Source organism: Caulobacter sp. FWC26 (assembly GCF_002742645.2).
In the GTDB taxonomy this organism is placed as follows: Bacteria; Pseudomonadota; Alphaproteobacteria; order Caulobacterales; family Caulobacteraceae; genus Caulobacter.
The window spans coordinates 886,812-907,698 of record NZ_CP033875.1 but is presented as its reverse complement, the minus strand read 5'-3'; the positions used below and the strand labels follow the sequence as shown (position 1 = coordinate 907,698).

The following is a 20,887-nucleotide window of genomic DNA, read 5'->3' as shown; positions in this document are numbered from 1 at the left end:
CCAAGGCTGACTTCACGCTACATCGCCGCGCCCATCAGGCGTTACGGAGATACCAATCGAAATCCAGTTCGGTGACGACCTCGAAGAACCGCGCCTGTTCGGTGCGCTTCACGGAGACAAACATGTCCACGAAACGATCGCCGAGATAGTCGCGCAGCACCGTCGACTGCTCGAACAGGTCCACGGCCGCGAACCAGTTGTTGGGCAGCCGAATGTTCTCCTTGGCGGCTGCGGCGTAGCCGTCTCCGATCACTGCCGGACCGGGGTCCAGCTTGTTCGTGATGCCGTGGTGGGCGCTGGCCAGCAGCACAGCGAGGACGAGATACGGATTGCCGTCGGCGCCAGCCACGCGGTGTTCGACGTGGCGGGTCTTGGGCGGACCGGCCGGCACGCGCAGGCTGACCGTGCGGTTGTTCACACCCCAGGTCGGCGCCACCGGGGCGTAGCTGTTGGCTTTGAACCGGCGATAGCTGTTGGCGTTCGGCGCAAGGATCGCCATCCCCTCGCCCAGCAGCACCTTCATGCCGCCGATGGCATGCTTGAGAAGCGCCGAGCCCTCGGGGTCCTCGCTGGCGCAGAGATTGTTGCCGGCCGCGTCGTTGACGCTGAGATGGACGTGGAAGCCGTTGCCGGCGCGGTCGCTCCAGGGCTTGGCCATGAAGGTGGCCTCCATCCCGTGACGTAGAGCCACGCCCTTGGCCGCGCGCTTGTAAAGCACCGCGTCATCAGCCGCGCGCAGGGTGTCGGGCTTGTGCTTGAGCGTCAGTTCCACCTGAGCCGGTGCGAACTCCGAGATCGCCCCCTCAAGCGGCACACCGATCGTGTCGGCCACGTCCCACAGTTCGCGCAGGAAAGGGGCGTGGGCCTCCAGCTCCGGCAGACCGTAGACCTGGATGCCCGTCGGTCTCAGACCGGTCTGCAGCGACTTGGCGGGCAGGAGCTCGCCATTCGGGCCACGCTGAAGATCGACGAGGTAGTACTCCAGCTCGCAGGCCGCGACCGGCGTCAGACCGTCGGCGGCGTAGCGGTCGAGGACGCGTTGCAGCACGTGGCGGGGATCGAGATCGTTGGGCGTTCCGTCCAGCTCGTACAGCGACAGCATCACTTGGGCGACGTCGGGCCCCAGCCACGGCGCCAGGGTCAGGGTTCCGGGCACGGGCCGCGCGCGGCGGTCGGCGTCGCCGTCTTCCCAGACCAGGCCCGTGTCCTCGCAGTCAGCGCCGTTGGTGTCGACCACCAGCACCGAGCCGGGGAGGAAGCGGCCATACTCGTAGATCGCCTCCAACTCATGCACGCGCAGTCGCTTGCCGCGCGGCACGCCGGTCAAGCTGGTGAAGAACACCTCGACGAACCTCACCTGCGGGTTAGCGGCGAGAAAGTCGCGGCATTCCTGGATGTCGGCTACAGCGCTCATCATTCCCCCATCGCCGCCGCGAAGCCATCGACGGCCGCGACCAGTCGGTCGATCGCCGCGTCTTCGGTGACGGGCGAGACCAGCATCATGTTGTGGAAGGGCGCGATCAGCACGCCCCGGTTGATCAGCCACAAGTGCAGCGCTTCCACCGCCTCGTGGTCCAGCACTTTCCGCATCTGGGCGGCGTTTTTCGGCGGCGGGTCGGCGAAGACCAGCTCCACCCGGGCCCCGAGATGGACCACCGACCAGGACAGCCCGCGCCTCGCGACCACGCCACAAAGGCCGTCTACTAAGCGTTCAGCGCCCGCCAGCATTTTCTCATAGGCCGTCTCGGTCATCACCTCGGTCAGCATGGCCCGCATCGCGGCCATGGCCAGGGCGTTGCCCGACAAGGTGGTCCCGATACCCGATTGGCCAGAACCGATCCTGGCTTGGGCTTCGTCCATCCGCGCCGAGAGCTCAGCGGTGACGCCCCAGACGGCCGCCGGCACGCCGCCCGCGACCGCCTTGCCCAGAACGAAGACGTCGGGCTCCAGGCCGTGGACCCGCGTATAGCCGCCGGGGCCGGTCGAGATGGTGTGGGTCTCGTCGATGACCAGCAGGGTTCCAGCCTCGCGCGTCAGGCGACGCAACGCCTCCAGGAAGCCGGGCTCGGGCAGGATCATCCCGCAGTTGGTCATCACCGGCTCGGCGAGGACGGCGGCGACATCGCCGGGCGCCAGAGCGGCTTCCAAGGCGGCGAGGTCGTTGAAGGGCACGACGCGGGTGGTGGCGGTCAGGTCCTGGACCTGTCCCAGCAGACCCGGCTTCATCACCGGTGCGCCGTCCTTCAGCACCACGAAGGCGTCGTCGACCATGCCGTGGTAGCAGCCGTCGAACACCAGGATCACGGGCCGGCCGGTGACCGCCCGCGCCCAGCGGATCGCCGCCCGATTGGCGTCGCTGGCTGTGGTCGCTGTCTGCCATAGCGGCAGGCCGAAGCGTTCAGCCAAGAGCTTGCCAACGATGGCGGCGGACGGCGTCGGCAGCATGAAGCCCGCGCCGCGCTTGACTTGATCGGCGACAGCGGCGGCGACCGACGGATCGCCATGCCCGAACATCGACGGCGTATCGCCCAGGCAGAAGTCGTCATAGAGCTTGCCGTCAACGTCGGTGATCTGTGCCCCGACGCCCTGAGCGGCGAAGATGGGCGATGGGCTGGCCCAATCGTTCATCCAGTGCATCGGCGCGCCGCCGCGCCAGTGGGCGCCCGCCGCCTTGGCCATAGCGACCGAGCGCGGATGCTCGGCCGTGAAGCGGGCGCGCTCGGCGGCGAGGAGGTCAGAGAGCGATGGGGCGAGGTCGGCGATCATCCTACCCCACCGAAACACAGGTACTTGGTCTCCAGATACTCATCGAGCCCTTCGGAAGCGCCTTCACGCCCCAGACCCGACTCCTTGACCCCACCGAAGGGCGCGACCTCGGTGGAGATCAGGCCTTCGTTGATCCCGACCATGCCGGCCTCGATCTGCTCGGCCACGCGCCAGCAGCGGCCCACGTCGCGGCTGTAGAAGTAAGCAGCCAAACCGAAGGGCGTGGCGTTGGCCAGCTCGACCGCCTCGGCCTCGGTCTCGAACTTCACGATCGGCGCGACGGGACCGAAGATCTCCTCCTGGAAGATCCGCATCTCGGGCTTCGCGCCGACCAGCACGGTCGGCTGGTAGAACAGCCCGCCCAGGCCGTGGACGTCGCCGCCGGTCAGCACCTCGGCCCCGCCCTGCATGGCGCCGCTGACCAGACCCACAACCTTGGTCAGGGCCTTCTCATTGATCAGCGGGCCAATTTGCACGCCCTCGCCCGTACCAGGCCCAACCTTCAGCGCGGCGACCTTTTCGGCCAGGCGTGCGGCGAAGGCGTCGTGGATGCCGGACTGCACGATCAGGCGGTTGGCGCACACGCAGGTCTGGCCGGCGTTGCGGTACTTGCTGGCGATCGCGCCGTCGACGGCGGCCTCCAGATCGGCGTCGTCGAAGACGATGAAGGGCGCGTTGCCCCCGAGCTCCAGGGACAGCTTCTTCATGGTGCCGGCGCACTGCTCGTACAGCACCTTACCGATCGGCGTAGAGCCGGTGAACGACAGCTTCCGCACCCGACTGTCGTCGCACAGCACCTTGCCGACCTCTGCGGAGCGAGTGGTCGTGACGATGTTCAGCACCCCGCCCGGCACGCCTGCCTCGATGGCGAGACGCGCGATGGCGAGCGCGCAAAGCGGCGTCTCGGCGGCCGGCTTGACCACCACCGTACAGCCGGCCGCGAGGGCCGGACCAACCTTGCGGGTGATCATGGCGATAGGGAAGTTCCACGGCGCGATGGCCGCGCAGACGCCCACGGGCTGCTTGATCGAGGCCAGGCGCTTGCCCGGCATGGGCGTCGGGATCGTGTGGCCGTAGGCGCGCTTGGCCTCGTCGGCGAACCAGTCGATGAACGCCGCGCCGTAGGTCACCTCGCCCTTGGCCTCGGACAGCGGCTTGCCTTGCTCGGCCGTCATCAATCGCGCCAGATCGTCGGCGTGGGCCAGCATCAGATCGCTCCACCGACGCAGGATCGCACCGCGCTCTTTGGCGGTCCTGGCGGCCCAGGCTGGCAAGGCGCGATGGGCGGCCTCGATCGCCTGCGTCGTCTCGTCGGCGCCAAGGTCAGCGACGGTGGCGACAACGGTCCCGTCGGCGGGATTCAGCACCTCGAAGGCCTTATCGCCACGCACCCACCGTCCATCGATGAAGGCTTCGGATTCAACAAGTTTCAGGGCGGTCATTCAGGTCACCTCAGCGTCACGGACACCGACTTCAGGTCGGCGTACTTGTGCAACGCATGAAGGCTTCGGTCACGGCCAAAGCCTGACTGCTTGAAGCCGCCAAACGGCATGGTGATGTCGCAGGCGTCCCAGCCGTTCACCCAGACAAGCCCCGCCTTCAACCGCCGCGCCCCCCGCAGCGCTCGGCTGACATCGGCGGTCCAGAGCCCCGCAGCAAGACCATAGACGGTGTCATTGGCCAGACGCATCGCCTCGCCCTCGGACTCAAAGCTCATCACGCCAAGGACCGGGCCGAACACCTCTTCCCGGGCGAGGGTGTGGTCTGGCCTGACCTGATCGAAGATCGTCGGCTCAACATAGAATCCGCCGGTCTCCTGGCGCACGCGCTGACCGCCCAGCACGCGCCGCGCGCCCTGGCTGTCGGCGGTGGCGATATAGTCGAGCGCGGTGTTCATCTGCCGCTCGCTGACCATGGCGCCGAATTGGGTCGAGGGATCGAGCGGATCGCCCATCCGCATGCTTTTGGCGACCTCGACCACGCGCTCCAGGAACGCGTCCTTGATCGAGGCCTCGACCAATAGGCGCGAAGCGGCGGTGCAGACCTCACCCTGGTTATAGAACACGCCCCAGGCGGCGGCCTGGGCGGCGGCCTCCAGGTCAGGGCAGTCGGCGAAGACGATCTGCGGCGACTTACCGCCGAGCTCGAGCGACACACGCTTGAGGTTCGAGCGGGCCGAATACTCCATCAGCCGCCGGCCCACGGGGCCAGAGCCCGTGAAGGCGATCATGTCGACATCCATCGACAACGCCAGCGCCTCGCCGGCGACGCCGCCCAGGCCCGGCACGACGTTCAGAACGCCCGGCGGCAGCCCGGCCTCGAGCGCCAGCTCGCCCAGCTTCAACGCGCTCAGCGGCGACTGCTCGGCGGGCTTCAGCACGACCGAATTGCCCATGGCAAGGGCCGGGGCGACCTTCCACATCGCCATGTGCAGCGGGAAATTCCACGGCACGATCGCGCCGATCACCCCGAGCGGCTCGTGAACAGCATAGCTCAGCCGATCCGCAGGCGAGGCGCCCACCTCGCCATAGACCTTGTCCAGCGCTTCGGCGTACCAGCGACAGGTGTTGATCGCGAGCGGGATGTCGACGTTCCGGGCGTCGCTGATCGGCTTGCCGACATCCAGACTCTCCAGCAGCCCCAGTTCGTCGGCGTCGCGTTCCATCAGTTCGGCTAGGCGGAACAGCACCGCCTTCTTCTGGCGGGGCACCTGGTCGCGCCAACGGCCGTCCTCAAACGCCGCGCGGGCGCCAGCGACGGCGCGCTCGACGTCCTCCGCCTGGCAGGCCGTCACGAGGTTCAGCACCTGCCCGTTGCGAGGCGACACGTTGTGGAAGGTCGCGCCCGATGCGGCCTCGACCAAGTCGCCGTCGATCACCGCCCGGCTGGGCGGCGCGAGCCTGGCAAGGCGCTCGGCGATGTCGGCGGGAAGGGTCACGCAACAAAATCCCAATAATTGTGATCACAGTTTTCCGAGCCACCGGCCGTGTCAAGCGCCTGACTTACAGGGCGGCCTCGACGGCGACGCGCATCTTCTCCATGCCTTCGGAAAGGTCAGCGGCGATGGCGCGGCGGGCGCCGTCGACGTCCCCGGCCCTGATGGCCTCGATCGCTTCGGCATGACGGTCGGCGACCAGCACGTCGGCGCCGACCCGACCGAAGACCACACGCATGAACGGTCCGATCTGCAACCAAAGACCACCCGCCATGGCCAGCAGGACCTCGGCGTCCGCCCGCTCATAGAGCGCGAAGTGGAACGCATGGTTGGCGGCCATGTAGCGGTCCACGTCCCCCAAGCGAAGCGCCTCGTCGAGGTCGGCGTCGATGGCCTGGAGCTGACGCACGAGCCCGGTGTCAGCTCGGGCCGCTGCTCGCGCGGCCAATTCAGGCTCGACCCAAAGGCGGGCCATCGACAACTGCTCCAGGCGGTCGGCCGTCAGCGAGGGCACGGACAGGCGCTTGTTGGCCGGGTTGATCGCCAGGGCGCGTTCCGCCACCAGCCGTCTCACCGCGTCGCGCACGGGCATCGGCGACACGCCCAGTTCGGCGGCGAGACTGCGCAGCGAGACGCCCTTGCCCGGCGCGATGCGCCCGGTGATCAGAGCCTGCCGGATCGCCTCGTACACCTGGTCGTGGACGGCTGTGGAATCGGCGAGCGGCCGGCGGGTCTTCATGCGCGGGTTTCCAGGAAGGCCTTGCCATTTGGCCCCCAATTGCGATCACAATGCAAGCGCTCGCAAGGATCCCGCCCATGCCCGATTTCGGCGCCAACGACCTCGACGCCTTCTGGATGCCGTTCACGCCCAACCGGCGGTTCAAGGCCCACCCCCGGATGCTCTCCTCGGCCAGCGGCATGTGGTACCGCACGCCCGAAGGCCGCGAGGTGCTGGACGCGACGTCCGGACTGTGGTGCGTCAACGCCGGCCATGACCGGCCCAAGATCCGCGAGGCGATCCAGAAGCAGGCGGCGGAGATGGACTACGCGCCCTGCTTCAACATGGGCCACCCGCTGGCGTTTCAGTTCGCTTCACGCCTGGCCCAGATCACCCCGCAGGGCCTGGACCGGATCTTCTTCACCAACTCGGGCTCGGAGTCGGTCGACACGGCGCTGAAGATTGCGCTCGCCTATCACCGCGCGCGCGGCAAGGGGACCAAGACCCGGCTGATCGGGCGCGAGCGCGGCTATCACGGCGTGGGTTTCGGCGGCATCTCGGTGGGCGGGATTCCCAAGAACCGGATGTACTTCGGCAGCCTGCTGACCGGCGTCGACCACCTGCCTCACACCCATGGCCTACCCGGCAACCAGTTCGCCAAAGGCCAGCCCGAGCACGGCGCGCACCTGGCCAACGACCTGGAACGGATCGTGGCGCTGCACGACGCTTCCAACATCGCGGCCGTGATCGTCGAACCGGTCGCGGGCTCTACCGGCGTGCTTATCCCCCGAAGGGCTATCTGGAGCGCCTGCGAGCTATCTGCGACAAGCACGACATCCTGCTGATCTTCGATGAGGTCATCACCGGCTTTGGCCGTGTCGGCGCCCCGTTCGCCGCCGACCGTTTTGGGGTCACGCCGGACATGATCTGCATGGCCAAGGGCCTGACCAACGCGGCAGTCCCCTGCGGCGCGGTCGCCGCCTCGGGCAAGATCTACGACGCGATGATGGACGGCGCAGACGCCCCGATCGAGCTCTTCCACGGCTATACCTATTCGGCCCACCCGCTGGCCTGCGCCGCCGGTCTCGCGACACTGGAGACCTATCGCGAGGACGACCTCTTCGCCCGCGCCGCCAGCCTGGAGAACTATTGGCAAGAGGCCCTGCATAGCCTCGCCGACGCCCGCCACGTCGTCGACATCCGCAACCTTGGTTTAGTCGCGGGCATCGAGCTGGAGCCGCGTCCCGGCGCGCCCACCGCCCGCGCGATGGAGGTGTTCGAAACCTGCTTCGACCAAGGCCTTCTGATCCGCGTCACCGGCGACATCATCGCCCTGTCGCCGCCGCTGATTCTGGAGAAGGACCATATCGACCGGATGGTCGAGACCCTCCGGGCCGTGCTGTCGAAAGTGGACTGAGGCGCGGCAGACTGTCGCAGGCGCACTAAGTCTGGCTTCATCTTTTTCGGTCATCCCTGATTTCCTTTTAAATTCTAGGGGTAGACCGTGTCCAAAGCATGCGCCGGGTGCCGGGATGGTCAGGACTTCGAGACGCCGTTCTCGATGGCCTTCCAGCCCATCATCAACCTGTGCTCCGGCAAGGTCTTCGCCTATGAGGCCTTGGCGCGTGGTCCTGAAGGCCAGGGCGCGGGGACGGTTCTGTCAACGATTTCGGATCAGAACCGCTATGTGTTCGACCAGCAGTGCCGGGTCAAAGCGATCGAGCTGGCCACCACGCTGGATCTCCCGAAAACAGACGCCCATCTCTCCATCAACTTCATGCCGAACGCGGTCTACGAACCGCGCGCCTGTATTCGCCTGACGCTGGCGACCGCCATGCGGACGGGCTTTCCGCTCAATCGCCTGATCTTCGAGTTCACCGAAAACGAGAAGCTGGACATCCAGCATGTGCTGAACATCCTGCGCACCTATCGGGCCATGGGATTCAAGACGGCGATCGATGACTTCGGCGCAGGCTATGCGGGCTTGAACCTGCTGGCCCAATACCAGCCAGACATAGTCAAGCTGGATATGGAGCTGATCCGCGGCATCGACCGCGATCGCGGCAAGCGCGTAATCGTCTCAAACCTATTGAAAATGCTCAGCGAGCTCGACGCGCTTGCCATCTGCGAGGGCGTGGAGACGATCGACGAACTCGCCGCATTGCGCGACCTGGGCGTCGACTACATCCAGGGCTACGTAATCGCGAAACCCATGTTTCAGGGGCTGGCGACGCCCGACCTGACCGCGATCACTGCGGGCGATACGACATCGCCACGTCACAGCGCTGATAGCGCGCCCCGAATTTCCGCATGATCTCCTCGTCGTGGACGAAGCCCAGCTTCTCATAGAGATGGATAGCGGCGGCGCACTTGCGGTTGGTCAGTAGATAGATCCTGTCCATGCCGAGACTCGCCGCCCGTTCGAGGGTCTTGGCCAGCAGGAACTCGCCCGCCTTAAGCCCACGCGCGCTCTTGAGCACGCCCATCTTGGTCAGCTCGACCCAGCCGTCCTTGGAGACCATCAGGGCGCAGGTTCCCACGACGCCAAGGTCGGCCGTTTCGGCGAACAGCACCACACCGCCCCGGTCAAGGATCAGGTCTCGAGGCTTCGACAACAGCGCAATGTCGTTGTCCTCCAGGGCGAACATCTCCTGAATCCACTCGGCGTTGATCCGATAGAAAGCCTCTGCGAGATCGTCGGAGAAGTCGCGCGCCCAGATCATCGGACGTCCCGCCATTTGGGCGCGGGTCAGCAAGGATCGCTCCGCCAGCCGCGCCTCCGCCTGAGAAAGGCCCAGCATGAAGTCGCCGGCGAGTCCGGCGACCAGTTCAGCCGCCGCCGGCTCGATACGGGGCAAGAGCTCGGTCTGGATCCGTGCCATCAACGCTCGCCCCTTGTCGGTGAACACCAGCCGTTTGGAGCGCTGATCGCCCGGCGTCCGGCGCGTCTCGATGAAGCCGTCCCGCTCCAAGGGCCCAAGCGCGCGGGTGACCGTGGGCTGGGCCAATTGCAGGCGCTCGGCCAGTTCGCCCACCGCGATCGGCTCATGCATGCGGATCGCCATCAGCAGCGACATCTGCGCCGGCTGCACCGGTAGCGCCAACGACCGCGCCACCTCGGCCGCATCGGCCTGCATCCGCTCGGCCAGGCGCTTCAGCCGGCTGCCGAGAAACCCGACGCCCAAGCCCGCCAGAAGATCTACGTCCATCGCCGCCCCCTCAATATAGCGTGCTATATAGCTAGCTATGTTATAGAAGGAGAGGCAAGGCCTATTTCATCGCGAATGGCGCGATAGCAACGCAGCGAACTTGCCCGCCGTTCACGGTGACGGCGGCGGACCGGCCGTTGGACAGGTCGTAGAAACGTTCCGCGCCCCCTTGGGCTACAGCCAGATATTCGGGCGCGCTGAACTTGCATACCTGATATCGGACCTTTGCGCCGTTGATACGATCGACCAGATGAGTGCAGGTCATCGCCCCACCAAAGCGCCGATACAGCACATCGTCGTAAGGAGTCGCCTGAGGATACCGCGTCATGGCGCGGAAGACTTTCGGGTCAAGCGGCGGACATGAAGGGCCAGCAAGCCGCCGCCAGGTCAGATCTCTACGGGTCTGCTCGGCGCGATCGTGGCGCGCCACGATCTGAGCGCCCACGATCAGCACCGCCAAGAAACCGAGGGCGAGCCCCACACTTCGCCACCGACGGGCGGAGCGGCGGTCGCGCGGCGGTTTTTCAGGATGAATGGGATTCACGGCCCAAGAACTTACATTTGTAATCTTGCACTACAGACGTAAAACGAACGCGCCTGAATGCCACCCCCAAACCGGACTCACCACACTTGACGCGAGTCGACTACATTTGTAGCGTACTCGCTACATCAAGGAGGCACGGGATGACCGAACCGTCGGACTTGGAGCTGGAAGTGCTCAAAGCCTTCTGGCGGGGCGGCGCGATGAGCGCCCGCGAGGCGCAGGCTGCCATCGAGCCCGAATTGGGTTGGAGCGGCTCGACCACCCGTACCGTGCTGGAGCGCATGGTGGCCAAGGGCCTGCTGACCCGCCGCTCTGTGCACGGCCTGGCGGTGTACGAAGCCAAAAAGGCCAAGGTGCATGTCATCGGTGGCGTGCTGAACCGCCTTCGCAGCCTGCTCGAGATCGATGGACGCCTGCCAGCTTCGGCCTTCTCAGGCAGCCAGATTCTGTCGGAGACGGAGATCCAGGAACTGGAGGCGCTGCTGAACACCACCAAGCCGGAGGATGACGCGTGAACCCGCTGCTGGCCTCTGCGGCGCTTGGCTTGCTGGTCGCCTGGCCCGCTGCGGGTCTGGGCTGGGCGTTGGGGACGCTCTCAGACAAGCTCACCCGCGATCCGGGGCCGCGCGACCGGGTATGGGGCTTCGCCACGGCCCTCGCCCCGTCCGCTCTGGCCCTCACGGTCGGCGCCGCGCTGATGCCCGGATCGCTGACCGCTCCGGTCCAGAAGATCACCCTTGTCAGCAACATGGCCGTCGGGGCCACAGCCGCTTTCAGCCAGGTCTCCGAGGCCGCCCCGCTCGTCCCTGAGATCTCTGAGGTCCTGGCGCGGGGGCTTGTTCTCGGGGCGTTCGGCGGGCTTGTCGTCGCGGTGGCGCGGCAGGTCATCGGACTGTTGCGCCTGAGGGCCATTGTCCGCGACGCTATCCCCGCGCAGCCTGATCTTACCCTCGCGGTGCGCGACGCGGCCCGGCGGCTTGGCTGCGTCTGGCCCGACGTTCGCCTCAGTGAAGACGTTCAACAGCCCCTTCTCGCGGGCCTTTTCAAACCCGTGATCCTGCTTCCCGCCGACCTGAGCCGGCAGTTGGAGACTGAGCAACTCCTACCAATCTGCGTCCACGAGCTGGCTCACCTCAAACGCCACGACAACTGGCGGCTCCTGATCGAGGGCTTGTCGGCCGGGTTGTTTTGGATGGCGGCGCCCCAGGGCGCGCTGCACATCCGCGCGGCGGCCGTTCGCGAGGAACGATGTGACGGCATAGCCCTCGAGGGCGCCGACGCTCGCGCGCGACGTCGCTACGCCGAAAACCTGGTCCGCGCTCTACGCGCACAAAGCACGCCAGAGCTTCAACCAGCCTTCACCGGCAAATCGAGGAGATCAATCGCCATGCGTCTAGAGGCCATTGCCAAACCCCAAGCGCCCGCGAGCACTGCCCGCAAGGCGGCCCTCGGAGCCCTCGCGGTCCTGATCGCCACGCTGACGGCCGGCGGCGCAATGGCGCTGGCGCAAAAGAAAATCGACCGCGCGAGCTACGCCCACAGCACGATCAGCGACGATGACGGGCTGCTGATTGACATCGTCGCCGACGAAGTGCGCCGCGTCCGGCCACCGCAAGCCAAGGACAGGTTCGGAGCGCCCATCGATAGGACCATCTATTCGGGCGACGTGAAACTCAAACTCCGCCCGAACACCGCTGCGACACGCATCTTGCTCAACGGAGCCACGCCCCCGGCTGGCTTTGATCCGAGCAACCTTCCCCGTGGATCGATCAAGACGCTGGAACTCACGAACTACGAGTCAGGCGCCGCCCAGCGAATGGTGCTGAACGTCATCATGTAGGGCCAATGACACCGGTGGACAAAAGCGGCTCCGCTCGGCATTTTCGCGGCAGACCCGACGGCGGCTTGATCGCCGATGTCTTCGAGGGAAACGCCATGCGAGACCGCCGACTTCACGCCGTCACGGGCGCGTTCGCCCTGATGATGTTCGTCGCCTCGCCGGCGCTCGCCGGCGAGCTCGTCGCGTTTCCCGGCGCCGAGGGGGCGGGACGCTTGAGTCTCGGCGGGCGCGGCGGCGCGGTTTTGCGGGTCACCAACCTGAACGACGCCGGGCCGGGCTCGCTCCGCGCGGCGGTCGAGGCCAAGGGGCCGCGCACGGTGGTGTTCGACGTCGCCGGGACGATCCAGCTGAAGTCACCTTTGAAGATCAGCCACCCGCGCATCACCATCGCCGGCCAGACCGCGCCGGGCGGCGGCATCACCCTGCGCGACCAGACCCTGGTGATCGGCGCGGACGATGTCGTCATCCGCTTCATCCGCTCGCGCCTGGGCGCTGAGAGCAAGGTCGAGGGCGATGCGATCTGGATCAGCGGCGGCCGGCGGATCATCCTGGATCACGTCTCGGCCAGTTGGTCTGTGGACGAGACCCTGTCGGCCTCTGCCCGCTACACTGAGGCAGGCCAGGGGTTCCATGACCTGACTGTCCAGTGGTCGATCATCGCCGAGAGCCTGGCGCACTCGATCCACGTCAAGGGCGACCACGGCTATGGCAGCCTGATCCGAGGCGGCCAGGGCAGCCGGATCAGCTTTCACCACAACCTATGGGCCAACCACATGGCCCGCATGCCAAGGCCCGGGAACTACGACGGACCGGACAAGGACCCCGTCGGACCCCTGTTCGATTTCCGCTCCAACGTCTTCTACAACTGGGGCAAGGGCTATGCCGGCTACAACGCCGACACGGCCACGCGCGCGGCCTACAACTTCGTCGACAATGCCTATGTGCCCGGCCCAAACACCGGCAAGCGTGTGATCTTCCAGGAGAGCAATCTGGAGGCCAAGGGCTACTTCGCCGGCAACAGCATGGACGGCGTGGTTCCCGCCGATCCGTGGAGCCTGGTGACCTTTACCATTCCCGAACCGGCCGGCTATCGTTTGACCGCCCCGCTCGACGTCGCGCCGGTGACGCCGGAAAGCGCCGATAAGGCCTATGAGCGAGTGCTGGCCGACGCCGGGGCCTCGGTGTGGCGCGATCCGGTCGATCGCCGCATCGTCGAGGGCGTTCGCACGCGCACCGGCAAGGTGATCAACACCCAGGAGGACGTCGGCGGCTGGCCGGTTCTGCCCGCAGGCAAGGCGCTAACCGACACCGACGGCGACGGCATGCCAGACGCCTGGGAGAAGACGCGCGGCCTGAACCCCAAGCTGGCCGACGGCGCGGCGTTGGCCAAGGATGGTTCGGGCTGGACGAACCTAGAGCTTTACCTCGCCGATGCGGCGAAGGCGCGGGGATAGCCCCGATCCTCCCCTTTGACGGGGGAGGATCTTGCCGCTTTTGCCCCCTGGCGTGCTTTCCGCTAGAAGCCGGGCCATGTCGCACAACACCTTTGGTCACCTGTTCCGCGTCACCACCTGGGGCGAAAGCCATGGTCCGGCGCTCGGCTGCGTCGTCGACGGCTGCCCTCCCGGAATCGCGCTGACGGCGGAGATGATCCAGGCGTTTCTCGACAAGCGCCGCCCGGGCAGCGGCAAATTCGTCACCCAGCGCCAGGAGCCGGACGCGGTGCGCATCCTGTCGGGGGTGTTCGAGGACGAACGCTCGAACGGCCAGCGCACGACCGGCACGCCGATCAGCCTGATGATCGAGAACACCGACCAGCGTTCCAAGGACTATTCGGAGATCGCCCAGGCCTTCCGGCCCGGCCACGCCGACTATGCCTATTTCGCCAAGTACGGCGTGCGCGACTATCGCGGCGGCGGGCGCAGTTCAGCGCGCGAGACCGCCGCGCGGGTGGCGGCCGGCGCGGTGGCGCGGTTGATCATTCCGGGGGTGACCGTGCGCGCGGCTCTGGTTCAGATCGGACCGCACAAGATCGATCGGTCCAACTGGGACTGGGCTCAAACCGAGCAGAACCCCTACTGGGCGCCCGACGCGGCGATCGTACCTGTCTGGGAGGAGCACCTTGAGAGGATCCGCAAGGCCGGCTCCTCCACCGGCGCTGTCGTCGAGGTCGAGGCCACGGGCGTTCCCGCCGGATGGGGCGCGCCGCTGTATGGCAAGCTCGACGCCGAACTGGCCTCGGCCCTGATGTCGATCAACGCCGCCAAGGGCGTCGAGATCGGCGACGGCTTCGACAGCGCGGCGCTGACGGGCGAGGAAAACGCCGACACCATGCGGATGGGGGAACACGGCCAGCCTGTTTTCCAGTCCAATCACGCCGGCGGGATTCTGGGCGGCATCTCGACCGGGCAATCCGTCGTCGCGCGCGTCGCGTTCAAGCCGACCTCCTCCATCTTGATCCCGCGCCAGACGGTCAACGAGGCCGGTGAAGAGATCGACCTGCGCACCAAGGGTCGCCATGACCCCTGCGTCGGCATCCGGGGGGTCCCCGTGGTCGAGGCGATGACCGCTTGCGTCCTGGCCGACGCTTTCCTCCGCCATCGTGGCCAGACGGGACGGGACGCCTTCCCGCTGGGCGAGAGTCGCTGAGACGGCGCCCAACGCGTCAAGCCACCCCAGACTCGTGTAATGGCACTGATTTTGTTGGACGTTCCAACTTGACCTGGTCGCTCGCAGACCGCTAAGCGTCTGCGCCCACGTGGCGGCCGTGAAACAATTTGCGCGCCATGGTTGCTTAAAACGCGAAGACCCAAGGGAGGCTTAGCGTGCGATTCGACCTCCTGAAGGTCATGCTGGTCGAAGATAACCAGCACATGCGGATCCTGCTGATCGAGATGCTGCGCGCGATCGGCGTGCGCCACATTCATGAAGCGCGGGACGGAGCCGAGGCGCTGGCGACCATGCGCTCGACCTATATCGACGTGGTGCTGACCGACCTCTCCATGAGCGGTCTCGACGGCGTCGAGTTCGTGAACCTCTTGCGGCGATCACCCGACAGCCCCAATCCTTTCTGCCCCATTGTCATGATCACCGGCCATTCCACCGAGCGCAGGGTGCGCGAGGCCCGCGACGCGGGGGTCAATGAGTTCCTGGCCAAGCCCATTACGGCGCGTGGCCTGGTCCATCGCCTGACCCTGCTGATCGAGAACCCCCGCCCGTTCATACGCACGGCGGACTATTTCGGGCCGGATCGCCGCAGACGCGACGACCCTCGCTATCGCGGTCCCCGACGCCGGGCCGAGGACAGCGAACGGGTCTATCTGGACGAGGCCGATCTGGAACGCGGCCATCCGACGCGCAGACTGTAAACCATTCCGCGTCTAGAAGAGGGTGAACAGCGCCTGACGAGTTTCGCCATGACCCTCCGCCGCCTTGCCCCGATCGCTCTGCTTCTGGGCGCTCTGTCCCTGACCCAGGCCAGTTGCATGGCCGCAGCGGCCGTCGGCACGGTCGCCGGAACCGCGATCGGGGTCACGGGCGCGGTCGTGGGCGGCGCAGCCAAGGTCGGCGGCAAGGCGGTTGTCGCCACAGGTAAGGCGATCATCCCCGGTGACAGCGACAAGAACGCCCCTCGCGACCACCGCGAGGAAGAAGAGTAGCCCGCCCTACAGCGCCAGCGAACAGGTCTCGCCGATCGTCGGACGCGACAGCACCACCCGCGACAGGCCCGGGAAACTGGCCGTCAGCCGCTCGGCGAAATAGAGGCACAGGCGCTCCAGCGTCGGGACTTCCAGACCGGGCTTGTCATTCAGCAGGCCGTGATCCAGCTCGGCGGCGACGGCCTTCAGGGCGACGTCGAGCCGGTCGAGATCGGCGACCCACCCGGCCTCCTGCATGGGGCCGCGCACGCTGGCCTCGACCTTGAACGAATGGCCGTGCAGGCGGCGATAGCGATGGTCGGACGGACCTTGCTCGATGTAGTGGGCCGCGTCGAAATACGCGGCCTTCGTGATCTCGAAGACGGGCTTCATCTGTTGCTTCTTTGACTAGGCCTGGGAGGCTCTAGCGCAACGACCCTGTCACCAAGTCGCGCGCCTTATCCGTCAGGGCAGGCCGAGATATTTGTGCGTTTGGACGCTTAAACGCCATTGTGGGTGCGAAAGGCAATAGGCCACGGCCAATTGCGTGTTTGCGTCGCGGTCCGGACCGTCCATCGGCTGAAGATAGAAGCGCTCGAAATCGAGGCCCGCGAAGCGCTCGGGCATGGCCTTCTCCTGCGGAAACACCAGCTTCAGTTCCTGGCCCGAGGTCTGAACGACTGGGGCGTCGGCCTTGGGGCTGACGCAGATCCAGTCGACCCCGGCCGGCGCCTGGAGGGTGCCATTGGTCTCGACCGCAATCTGGAATCCACGGGCGTGCAGCGCCGCGATGGCGGCCTCATCCAGTTGCAGGAACGGCTCGCCGCCGGTGCAGACGACCAGACGATCATCTGGACCGCCGCGCCACTGCGCCTCGACCGCGGCCGCCAGGTCCTCGGCGGTGGCGAACTTGCCGCCGTTCTCACCGTCGGTCCCAACGAAGTCGGTGTCGCAGAAGGTGCAGACGGCCTTGGCCCGATCCTGCTCGCGCCCGCTCCACAGGTTGCAGCCGGAGAAGCGGCAGAACACCGCCGCCTTGCCCGCCTGCCCGCCCTCGCCCTGCAGGGTGAGGAAGACCTCCTTGACGGAGTAGGTCATTGGGCCAGCGCCTCGCGCCCCGCCGCGTCCCACTCGACATAGCCCTTTTCGCGAAGCTCGCACGCGGGGCAGGTCCCGCAGCCATGCCCCCACGCATGCAGTTCGCCGCGTTCGCCCTGATAGCAGGTGTGGCTTTCCTCGACGATCAGCCGGACCAGGTCCTCGCCGCCGAGTTGCTTGGCGAGCCCCCAGGTCTGGGCCTTGGTCAGCCACATCAGCGGCGTCTCGATGCGGAAGTCGCGGTCCATGCCGAGGTTCAGGGCGCTCTGCATGGCGTCCAGCGTGTCGCGACGGCAGTCGGGATAGCCCGAGAAGTCGGTCTCGCACATGCCGCCGACCAAGGCGTCGACGCCCCGCCGGTCCGCCAAGGCGGCCGCGTAGATCAGGAACACCAGATTGCGCCCCGGCACGAAGGTCGAGGGCAGGCCGCGCTCGGTCATCTCGATGGCGCGGTCCGCCGTCAGGGCCGACTGGGCGACCTGGCCGAAGCTCCGGATATCGAGGACGTGATCCTCGCCCAGGCGCTCGGCCCATTGCGGAAAGCCGGCGGCGATCTCACGACGCACCGCCTGGCGGGCCTCCATCTCGATCGCGTGGCGCTGACCGTAGTCGAAGCCGACCGTCTCGACACGATCATAGCGCTGCAGCGCCCAGGCCAGGCAGACGCTGCTGTCCTGGCCGCCGGAAAACAGAACCAGGGCCGCCTGGCGCTCACGGGGGCTCATGCGGGCCTCTCGACTTCCATGAAAAGGGGGAACATGGCCCTTCTCTACACGAGGACCGTCGAGCTCGGAACCGCTCGCCGCGCACGTCAGCGACCATCCCAATACTCCGCCGACTAATTCCAGCGAACTCTTTCGCCTACGAACTAATGATAAGCTTAGCGTTGGCTAGCCAAGGAACCGCCGCCACCCACTCACTTACGCAAGGGAAATCACAAACCGGTTCTTCTAATCGCCTCAGAACTTACGCGCTCCAGGAGAACACCACCTCCCGGAAAGTGAAAAGCCGTAACCTATCGCTGTTCACTTACATTTTGGCCAGTTGACAGCCTTCAAACGCAAGTATGCAATCTCCCAATGCTGCGAGGGGCTCGCCGTACGCCCACGCGGTGAAAACAGTACGGCGCCGAGGAAACATCGACGCTCGCAGGCGCCACCCATAAGGCGCCGCTTGCGTTCAGGGAGGGAATTCAATGTCGCAAACTCTGCGTATGCGGAGCCTGCTGGTCATGGGCGCTTCGGCGGTCGCGATCTCCGGTTTCGCCGTCCCCGCGTTCGCCCAGCAGGCCAAGCCCGCTCAGCAGAACACGACCGTCATCGAAGAGCTGGTCGTCACCGCCCAGAAGAAGGAAGAAGCGCTGCAGGACGTGCCGATCGCGGTGTCGGCGTTCAGCCAGGACACCCTGGAAGCGCAGAAGATCGACGGCGGCCCCAACCTGCAGCTCGCGATCCCGAACGTCACCTTCGCCAAGAGCAACTTCACCAACAGCTTCAACTTCCAGATCCGCGGCATCGGGGCCAAAGCCGTCGGCGCTTCGGCTGACCAGGGCGTCGGCGTTCACATGAACAACGCCCCGCAGCAGTCGGGCAATCTGTTCGAAGCCGAGTTCTACGATGTCGAGCGCGTCGAAGTGCTGCGCGGCCCGCAAGGCACGCTGTACGGCCGTAACGCCACCGGCGGCGTGGTCAACGTGATCACCGCCAAGCCGACCGACATGTTCGAAGCGAACGTTCGCGCCGAATACGGCAACTACAACTCGATGAAGCTGCGCGGCATGGTGAACGTGCCGATCTTCGGCGACAAGCTGGCCGTGCGCCTGGCGGGGACCACCCTGAAGCGCGACGGCTTCGTGACCAACACCTTCAACGGGCACAAGGTCGACGACCGGGATCTGTACTCAACCCGCGTCCAGGTGATGTTCAACCCCACTGAGAAGCTGCGCACCAACTTCCTGTGGGAACGCTTCCACGAAGACGACAGCCGCGCCCGTACCGGCAAGCAGCTCTGCAACAAGGACAACGGTCCGGCGACCGTCGGCGGCGTGCCCACCGGCGCGTCACGCGTCTTCCTCACACAAGGCTGTCTGCCGGGCTCGCTTTACACGCCCGCCGCCTATGGAACGGTGAACACGTCGGGCTCGCTGACCGGCCTGCTCGGCAATATCTTCGGCTTCACCTCGGGGGACGTGAACGCCGGCGACACCACCTCGACCAACCTGCGCGAGATCGAGACCGCGCTGGATCCGCTCTATCAGTCGAAGTCCAACACCTACCAGTTCACCCTGAACTACGACATCACCGACGAGCTGACCTTCACGTCGATGACGTCGTACGGCAAGGGCGACGTGTTCACCAAGCAGGACTACAACCGTAACGTCGCTGCGGTTCCGTTCAACAACACACCGTTCACGCCGGGCGGCTTCTTCACCGACCCGCAGGTCGGCCGCACCAACAAGTTCACCACCATCGACGTCTCATCGGGCCGCTCCGAGCAGTTCAGCCAGGAATTCCGCCTGCAGTCGGCCTTTGACGGTCCGCTGAACTTCACCGTCGGCGGCATCCACTTCACCTATCGCACGCTGACCGACTACTACGTGATCGGCAACTCGCTGACCCTGTCGTCGATGGCCCTGAACTTCCAGCGCACGGGCAACCCGACCTGCAACCCGGCGACCACCGCCAACTGCATCGGGATCGACACCTCGGCCAACCCGACCGGCGACGGCCACAACTACTATGACAACCGCACGCCCTATAACCTAGTGTCGGACGCTCTGCTGGGCGAGGTCTACTATCAGGTCAACGACGACCTGAAGTTCACCCTGGGCCTGCGCCAGACCCGCGACAAGAAGGCGGTCAAGAACTACTCGACCGTGCTCCTGGCGCCGGGCTACGGCCTGACCCTGAACCCCACCAATCCTGACCAGCGCGCGCGCTTCAACGAGACCACCGGCCGGGCCGGCGTCGACTACAAGGCGCATCTGGGCTTCACGGACGATACGCTGCTCTATGCCTTCTATTCGAAGGGCTACAAGGGCGGCGGCATCAACCCGGGCGTGCCGGCCAACTCGGTCGGCATCAAGCAGACCTTCGAACCTGAATTCGTCAACGCGATCGAGGTCGGCACCAAGAACACGATGCTGGGGGGCAGCCTGCTCTTCAACGCGACCGCCTTCTCGTACGACTACAAGGGGTACCAGATCTCGAAGATCGTGAACCGCACCTCGGTGAACGAGAACGTCGACGCCAAGGTCCACGGCTTCGAGCTGGAATCGATCTGGTCGCCGGTCCGCAACCTGCGTCTGAACGCCAATATCGGTTACCTGAAGACCAAGATCGGCGACGGCGTCAGCTCGATCGACACCATGAACCGCACCCAGTCGAACGCCGCCTACACCGTGGTAAAGGTGGGTCCGAACGCCTCGTCGGTCGGCGCCAACTGCGTGCTCACCACGGCGGGCGTCGCCACGATCCTCGGCGCGGGCGCAGGTGCGACCCTGCCTTTCGCCTGTTCGGGCGCCGCAGCTTATCAGGGCTTCCTGGCGGCTCCGGCTGCGGCCGGCGGCGCGGGCCTGCCGGCGGCCACGGCGGCGTTCCTGGCCAACGCCACGGGGCTCTACGCCTACGGGGCCGGCTATTCGCTGGAAGGTACGGCGGCGAACCTGTCGGGTAACGAACTGCCGAACTCCCCGCACTGGACCACCTCGGTGGGCGCCCAGTACACCTTCGAGCTGTCCGGCGGCTGGTCGGCGACCCTGCGCGGAGACTACTACCGCCAGAGCAAGCAATATGCTCGCGTCTACAACACCGCCTACGATCTGCTGAAGTCCTGGGACAACGGCAACATCACGCTGAAGGTAGAAAAGCCTGAGTGGGGTGTCTCCATCGACGCCTATGTCAAGAACATCGGCAACAAGACGCCGATCGTCGACGCCTACACCACCGACGACAGCTCGGGTCTGTTCACCAACGTGATCACCGCCGAGCCGCGTCTGTACGGCATCGCGATCACCAAGTCCTGGTAAGCCCAGCTCGCCAAGCGGACATGGAGGGGCGGCGGTCAATCCGCCGCCCCGTTTGCTTGGTCGCCCCCCTTAAGGGACCGATAAGGCCCGGCAGGCCCGATTCCTAAGGTCC

At 66.1% G+C, this 20,887-nt stretch carries 18 protein-coding genes and 1 pseudogene; 9 read left to right on the top strand and 10 right to left on the bottom strand.

Annotated features, from left to right (window positions below):
- Positions 1-34 precede the first annotated feature (34 nt).
- The 5 genes from CSW63_RS05820 to CSW63_RS05800 all read right to left on the bottom strand — a co-directional run bounded on the left by CSW63_RS05820 (position 35) and on the right by CSW63_RS05800 (position 6,440).
- Positions 35-1,417: a glutamine synthetase family protein gene (locus tag CSW63_RS05820; protein ID WP_062094256.1), complete on the bottom strand. Its 1,383-nt coding sequence runs from the start codon at positions 1,415-1,417 to the stop codon at positions 35-37.
- A complete protein-coding gene (locus CSW63_RS05815) occupies positions 1,414-2,766 on the bottom strand; it encodes an aspartate aminotransferase family protein (protein ID WP_062094255.1) in 1,353 nt (450 codons plus the stop codon). The genes CSW63_RS05820 and CSW63_RS05815 overlap by 4 nt, the downstream gene beginning before the upstream one ends.
- Positions 2,763-4,208 carry an NAD-dependent succinate-semialdehyde dehydrogenase gene (locus tag CSW63_RS05810; protein WP_062094254.1) on the bottom strand — a complete coding sequence of 482 codons (1,446 nt, stop codon included), beginning with the start codon at positions 4,206-4,208 and terminating at the stop codon, positions 2,763-2,765. Before CSW63_RS05810 ends, CSW63_RS05815 begins: the two co-directional genes overlap by 4 nt.
- A 5-nt stretch (positions 4,209-4,213) precedes the next feature.
- Positions 4,214-5,704, bottom strand: a complete 1,491-nt coding sequence (locus tag CSW63_RS05805) for an aldehyde dehydrogenase (RefSeq protein ID WP_062094253.1) — start codon at positions 5,702-5,704, stop codon at positions 4,214-4,216.
- Between the two features lie 64 nt (positions 5,705-5,768).
- The gene (locus CSW63_RS05800) at positions 5,769-6,440 is read right to left on the bottom strand and encodes a GntR family transcriptional regulator (RefSeq protein ID WP_062094252.1); all 672 of its coding nucleotides are present in this window, start codon (positions 6,438-6,440) and stop codon (positions 5,769-5,771) included.
- A 68-nt stretch (positions 6,441-6,508) separates the two neighbouring features.
- Between CSW63_RS05800 and CSW63_RS05795 the strand changes: the two are divergent.
- Together CSW63_RS05795 and CSW63_RS05790 are read left to right on the top strand one after the other, a co-directional pair.
- A pseudogene (locus CSW63_RS05795) lies at positions 6,509-7,836 on the top strand (aspartate aminotransferase family protein).
- A gap of 144 nt (positions 7,837-7,980) precedes the next feature.
- Positions 7,981-8,733 (top strand): EAL domain-containing protein, encoded by a 753-nt coding sequence (locus tag CSW63_RS05790; protein WP_062094250.1) that lies wholly within the window; start codon positions 7,981-7,983, stop codon positions 8,731-8,733.
- Here CSW63_RS05790 and CSW63_RS05785 read toward each other — a convergent pair.
- Positions 8,669-9,628 carry a GNAT family N-acetyltransferase gene (locus tag CSW63_RS05785; protein ID WP_062094249.1) on the bottom strand — a complete coding sequence of 320 codons (960 nt, stop codon included), beginning with the start codon at positions 9,626-9,628 and terminating at the stop codon, positions 8,669-8,671. The genes CSW63_RS05790 and CSW63_RS05785 overlap by 65 nt on opposite strands.
- A 61-nt stretch (positions 9,629-9,689) precedes the next feature.
- Positions 9,690-10,088 carry a hypothetical protein gene (locus CSW63_RS05780; protein ID WP_127846942.1) on the bottom strand — a complete coding sequence of 133 codons (399 nt, stop codon included), beginning with the start codon at positions 10,086-10,088 and terminating at the stop codon, positions 9,690-9,692.
- Between the two features lie 224 nt (positions 10,089-10,312).
- Between CSW63_RS05780 and CSW63_RS05775 the strand changes: the two genes are divergently transcribed.
- From CSW63_RS05775 to CSW63_RS05750, 6 genes are all read left to right on the top strand, one after another.
- Positions 10,313-10,687: a BlaI/MecI/CopY family transcriptional regulator gene (locus tag CSW63_RS05775; protein ID WP_062094247.1), complete on the top strand. Its 375-nt coding sequence runs from the start codon at positions 10,313-10,315 to the stop codon at positions 10,685-10,687.
- Positions 10,684-12,012, top strand: coding sequence for a M56 family metallopeptidase (locus tag CSW63_RS05770; RefSeq protein WP_062094246.1), 1,329 nt, complete (start codon positions 10,684-10,686; stop codon positions 12,010-12,012). The genes CSW63_RS05775 and CSW63_RS05770 overlap by 4 nt, the downstream gene beginning before the upstream one ends.
- Before the next feature lie 95 nt (positions 12,013-12,107).
- A complete protein-coding gene (locus CSW63_RS05765) occupies positions 12,108-13,466 on the top strand; it encodes a hypothetical protein (protein ID WP_062094339.1) in 1,359 nt (452 codons plus the stop codon).
- 76 nt (positions 13,467-13,542) lie between these two features.
- Positions 13,543-14,661 (top strand): chorismate synthase, encoded by a 1,119-nt coding sequence (gene aroC, locus CSW63_RS05760; protein ID WP_062094245.1) that lies wholly within the window; start codon positions 13,543-13,545, stop codon positions 14,659-14,661.
- A 176-nt stretch (positions 14,662-14,837) separates the two neighbouring features.
- On the top strand, positions 14,838-15,380 hold the full coding sequence (locus tag CSW63_RS05755) for a response regulator (RefSeq protein ID WP_062094244.1): 543 nt from the start codon (positions 14,838-14,840) through the stop codon (positions 15,378-15,380).
- 48 nt (positions 15,381-15,428) lie between these two features.
- Positions 15,429-15,671, top strand: coding sequence for a hypothetical protein (locus CSW63_RS05750; protein ID WP_062094243.1), 243 nt, complete (start codon positions 15,429-15,431; stop codon positions 15,669-15,671).
- Between the two features lie 6 nt (positions 15,672-15,677).
- Here CSW63_RS05750 and CSW63_RS05745 read toward each other — a convergent pair whose 3' ends face one another.
- The 3 genes from CSW63_RS05745 to queC all read right to left on the bottom strand — a co-directional run bounded on the left by CSW63_RS05745 (position 15,678) and on the right by queC (position 17,473).
- Positions 15,678-16,043: a 6-carboxytetrahydropterin synthase gene (locus tag CSW63_RS05745; protein WP_062094242.1), complete on the bottom strand. Its 366-nt coding sequence runs from the start codon at positions 16,041-16,043 to the stop codon at positions 15,678-15,680.
- A 72-nt stretch (positions 16,044-16,115) separates the two neighbouring features.
- Entirely contained in the window at positions 16,116-16,748 is a 633-nt protein-coding gene (queE, locus tag CSW63_RS05740; RefSeq protein WP_062094241.1) for a 7-carboxy-7-deazaguanine synthase, read from the bottom strand.
- Positions 16,745-17,473: a 7-cyano-7-deazaguanine synthase QueC gene (gene queC / locus CSW63_RS05735; RefSeq protein ID WP_062094240.1), complete on the bottom strand. Its 729-nt coding sequence runs from the start codon at positions 17,471-17,473 to the stop codon at positions 16,745-16,747. Before queC ends, queE begins: the two co-directional genes overlap by 4 nt.
- A 470-nt stretch (positions 17,474-17,943) precedes the next feature.
- Here queC and CSW63_RS05730 point away from each other — a divergent pair, with 470 nt between their 5' ends.
- Positions 17,944-20,775 (top strand): TonB-dependent receptor, encoded by a 2,832-nt coding sequence (locus CSW63_RS05730; protein ID WP_099502725.1) that lies wholly within the window; start codon positions 17,944-17,946, stop codon positions 20,773-20,775.
- Positions 20,776-20,887 lie beyond the last annotated feature (112 nt).